Annotated in this window: 4 protein-coding genes and 2 tRNA genes; 4 read left to right on the top strand and 2 right to left on the bottom strand. The window is 63.7% G+C overall.

From position 1 onward, the window contains the following. Positions 1–254: 254 nt before the first annotated feature. Together orn and WAW17_RS28460 are read left to right on the top strand one after the other, a co-directional pair. Positions 255–854, top strand: coding sequence for an oligoribonuclease (orn, locus tag WAW17_RS28465; RefSeq protein ID WP_422336208.1), 600 nt, complete (start codon positions 255–257; stop codon positions 852–854). 85 nt (positions 855–939) lie between these two features. Further along, a tRNA-His gene (locus WAW17_RS28460) sits at positions 940–1,015 on the top strand. A 77-nt stretch (positions 1,016–1,092) separates the two neighbouring features. On the opposite strand, the gene WAW17_RS28455 is transcribed toward WAW17_RS28460, so the two are convergent. Next, positions 1,093–2,346: a L,D-transpeptidase gene (locus WAW17_RS28455; protein ID WP_422336207.1), complete on the bottom strand. Its 1,254-nt coding sequence runs from the start codon at positions 2,344–2,346 to the stop codon at positions 1,093–1,095. A 288-nt stretch (positions 2,347–2,634) separates the two neighbouring features. On the opposite strand from WAW17_RS28455, the gene WAW17_RS28450 reads away from it, so the two are divergent. Continuing rightward, a tRNA-Lys gene (locus WAW17_RS28450) sits at positions 2,635–2,707 on the top strand. 181 nt (positions 2,708–2,888) lie between these two features. Here the strand turns inward: WAW17_RS28450 and WAW17_RS28445 are convergent. Continuing rightward, positions 2,889–3,110, bottom strand: a complete 222-nt coding sequence (locus tag WAW17_RS28445; protein WP_422336205.1) for a DUF3618 domain-containing protein — start codon at positions 3,108–3,110, stop codon at positions 2,889–2,891. A gap of 142 nt (positions 3,111–3,252) precedes the next feature. Here WAW17_RS28445 and WAW17_RS28440 point away from each other — a divergent pair. Continuing rightward, positions 3,253–3,406 (top strand): redoxin domain-containing protein (locus tag WAW17_RS28440; protein ID WP_422336206.1); only part of this gene is annotated, 154 nt, incomplete at its 3' end.

The raw sequence follows: 3,406 nt of genomic DNA, 5'->3' as shown, positions 1-3,406 counted from the left end.
GGGCCGATTCCTGCGCCGCGATCTCCGCGGCAGCCGCCTCCTTCGCCGCCTGCTCCGCGAACACCGCCGCCTCGGCGGCGACCCTGGCCGCCTCGGCTGCCGCCGCCCTGGCCGCCTCTGCCTTCTGTGCCGGCGTCAGGGGCGCGCCGCCGTCCTGCGGTTGCTGGGTCACCAAGACCTCCTGGGGGCACGAACGGCGGGAAAGTATCCACCGCAGACCTTATCCCGTGACGCACGTGACTACTGTGTTCCTGGTGCAGGACAAACTTGTGTGGATCGACTGTGAAATGACCGGCCTTCGGCTCGGTTCCGACAAGCTGATCGAGATTGCCGCTCTCGTCACGGACAGCGACCTCAACGTGCTGGGTGAGGGTGTCGACATCGTCATCCACGCCGACGACGAGGCGCTGGGCGCGATGCCGGACGTGGTGAAGAAGATGCATCAGACGTCGGGGCTGACCGAAGAGGTCCGGAAGTCCGTGGTCACGCTCGCCGATGCGGAGAAGCAGGTACTCGCCTACGTCAGAGAGCACGTCCCGGTGGCGGGCACCGCTCCGCTGGCGGGCAACTCCATCGCAACGGACCGCGGCTTCATCGCGCGCGACATGCCTGATCTCGATACGTATCTCCACTATCGGATGATCGATGTCAGCTCGATCAAGGAACTGTGCCGCCGCTGGTACCCGCGCATCTATTTCGGTCAGCCCGAGAAGGGGCTTGCTCACCGCGCGCTGGCGGACATCAGGGAGTCGATCCGTGAACTCCGGTACTACCGCCGCACCGCGTTCGTGCCTGATCCCGGCCCGTCCACCAGCGACATCGCCGCGGTGGTCGAGGATCTCGGACCCGCCTGACCAGGCGATTGGCTTCCGAGGCTTGCGGCACGCTAGTATCTTCCTCGCTGAAGTTACTGCCCCCGGGCGGTGGCCGAAGCGGATGGTGAGTGTAGTTCAGTTGGTAGAGCACCAGGTTGTGATCCTGGCTGTCGCGGGTTCGAGTCCCGTCACTCACCCCAGAACGAAGAAGCCCCCGGCCGCGGCCGGGGGCTTTTTCGTTGCCTCTCCGTTCCGGAAAGGCAACCGGGAGCGCCTGTCAGGCGTTGGCGTTCCCGGCCTTCCAGACGTTCCACGGGATGTTCCAGTCACCGAGGCCGTCCGTACCCGACAGGGTGCCGCCCACGGTGTTCTTGACGATGACGATGTCTCCGCGTTTGGTGTTGTCGTACACCCATTTGGCGTCGGCCGGGCTCAGGTTGAGGCAGCCGTGGCTGGTGTTGGAGTACCCCTGCTGGCCCACCGACCACGGAGCCGAGTGGAAGAAGATGCCGCTGTACGACATTCGGGTGGCCCAGTCGACCGGCGTCTTGTATCCAGCGGGAGAGTTGACCGGCACGCCGTACGTGGACGAGTCCATGACGAGGTGATCGAATCGGTCGCCGATGATGTAGACCCCGTTGTCGGTGGGTGTGTCGTCTTTACCCATCGAGGTGGGCACCGTCTTGACCACATTGCCGTTCACCTCGAACGTGACCTGCTTGGTGTTGTCGTCGGCTACAGCGACCATGGCGTCGCCGATGACGAAGGAGGTGTGCACATCTTCCTGACCGAACACTCCGTTACCGAGATCACGTCCGTATACCGCAACTTTGACGTCCACCGTGGTGCCGGGTGCCCAGTAGTTCTGCGGACGCCAACGGACCTCACGGTTGTTCACCCAGAAGAAGGCACCCTCGACGGGTGGGTTGGTGGTGATGGTGATCGCCGCCTCCGCGGCCTTGCGGTCCGGGATGTTCTCGTCGAACTGCACGGCCACAGGCTGCCCGATGCCCACCACTGCGCCCTCGCCGGGCATCACGTACGGCTTGGTCACGTTGCCGGGTGCACTGGTGGTGAACGAGGATGTCGAGGTGGTGGCACCGCCGAGACCGTTGGCCTTCGCCTCGATCCGGTATTCCCTGTTGTATCCGAGGGGCTCGGTGTTGACCCAGGACAAGCGGTCCGGTGCGATGGCACCGCCGACCGGCTCACCTTCCGGGTTGTACATGGCGACCTCGGACAGCGTGCCGTCGACCACCCTCACCGACACCGGATCGCCCGGCGAGTAACCGACCGCACCGTCGGCCGCCGAGGCGGTCACCTTCGGCTTGATGAGTTCGGTCAGCGGGTTCGAGTCGATCGGCGCCTCACCCTCCGAGGTGACATCGGCCGTGCCGGACACACTGCAGCCTGCGATCGCCATCGCGAATACGAGTGATGCCGCCGCAATCTTCCCCGCCTTCGAGACGGATTTCTTCGACCGCCCGCGCCCACCGCGCCCACTCACGCGCGTTCCGCGCACCAGCACCATGGATAACCCCACTTCACGTCCTCGCTCCGAATTCACGTTCAAGCCGGCACGTCTCCCGCATCGAGGGACGGAACAGCACGTCGAGACCGTGTGGTTTCCAATAATGCCAGCCACCCGAGACGGGTTCCAACCAAGCGCCGAGCCGCTCGGTAACGTTCGAATATCAATCGCGATCAGGGGCGCATTTCGTTACGGGTGACAGCGTGGTTCGCTCGCCACGACGGTCGGCAACCAGCTGATTTGCATTCCTCGGAAGCGGTCCGCTACTGTTCTGTCTCGCAAGAGCGAGCGCCTATAGCTCAGTTGGTAGAGCAAGTGACTCTTAATCACTGGGTCCGGGGTTCGAGTCCCTGTGGGCGCACTTGCAGGAACGGCCCCCATCCTCTCGCCAGGATGGGGGCCGTTCTCGTTCCACGATGTCGATGCCACCACTCGACGGTGTCGTCTCAACGGTGTCGTCTCGACGCTGCGATGACGAACGGGCCGCCGGATCATGAAGGTTCCGAAAACTTCACATCCGACGGCCCGCTACGACGAGGTGTTCAGCGCAAGGCTTTGCGCAGCACCAGGAGCCCCACCAACACACCCGCAGCGATCAGTCCGTACTTGACCGCAGGCTCGTTCAACTTCACGATCAGAGACCGCTTCGTGCTCTCCACGAGACGCTTCGGATTGGTGCGGACCGTCAATTCGTCGAGAGTGCTCGCGAGCTGGTTGCGCGCATTCTCGATATCACGCTCGATGCTCTCGGTGTCCCTGGGCACGTGTCCTCCAACTTGTTCGATCGTTCGATCCGGTTCCTGCGTCAACCGTAGACGAGAATGTGGCGGCCACTGCCCGGTCTCCCCCATTCCCTTTCCCCGGCATTCTCTCGCTTTGCCACCGGCTTGGGTAGCCTGACTGCCTGTGACCGACAACAGCAGACTCGCTCCCGGCGACACCGCACCCGCATTCACACTCACCGATGCCGACGGCAACGACGTGTCGCTTGCCGATTACCGCGGCCGTAAGGTCATCGTGTATTTCTATCCCGCCGCCAGCACTCCGGGATGCACCAAAC

The sequence above is a fragment of the Rhodococcus sp. (in: high G+C Gram-positive bacteria) genome (assembly GCF_049286785.1).
GTDB lineage: Bacteria > Actinomycetota > Actinomycetes > Mycobacteriales > Mycobacteriaceae > Rhodococcus_F.
Note: the sequence above shows the minus strand (reverse complement) of the source record. Positions and strands in the feature narration are given on the sequence as shown.

Coding starts and splice junctions, on each gene's coding strand:
- WAW17_RS28455 (WP_422336207.1), bottom strand. CDS start 2,346: ATGGTGCTGGTGCGCGGAACGCGCGTGAGTGGGCGCGGTGGGCGCGGG.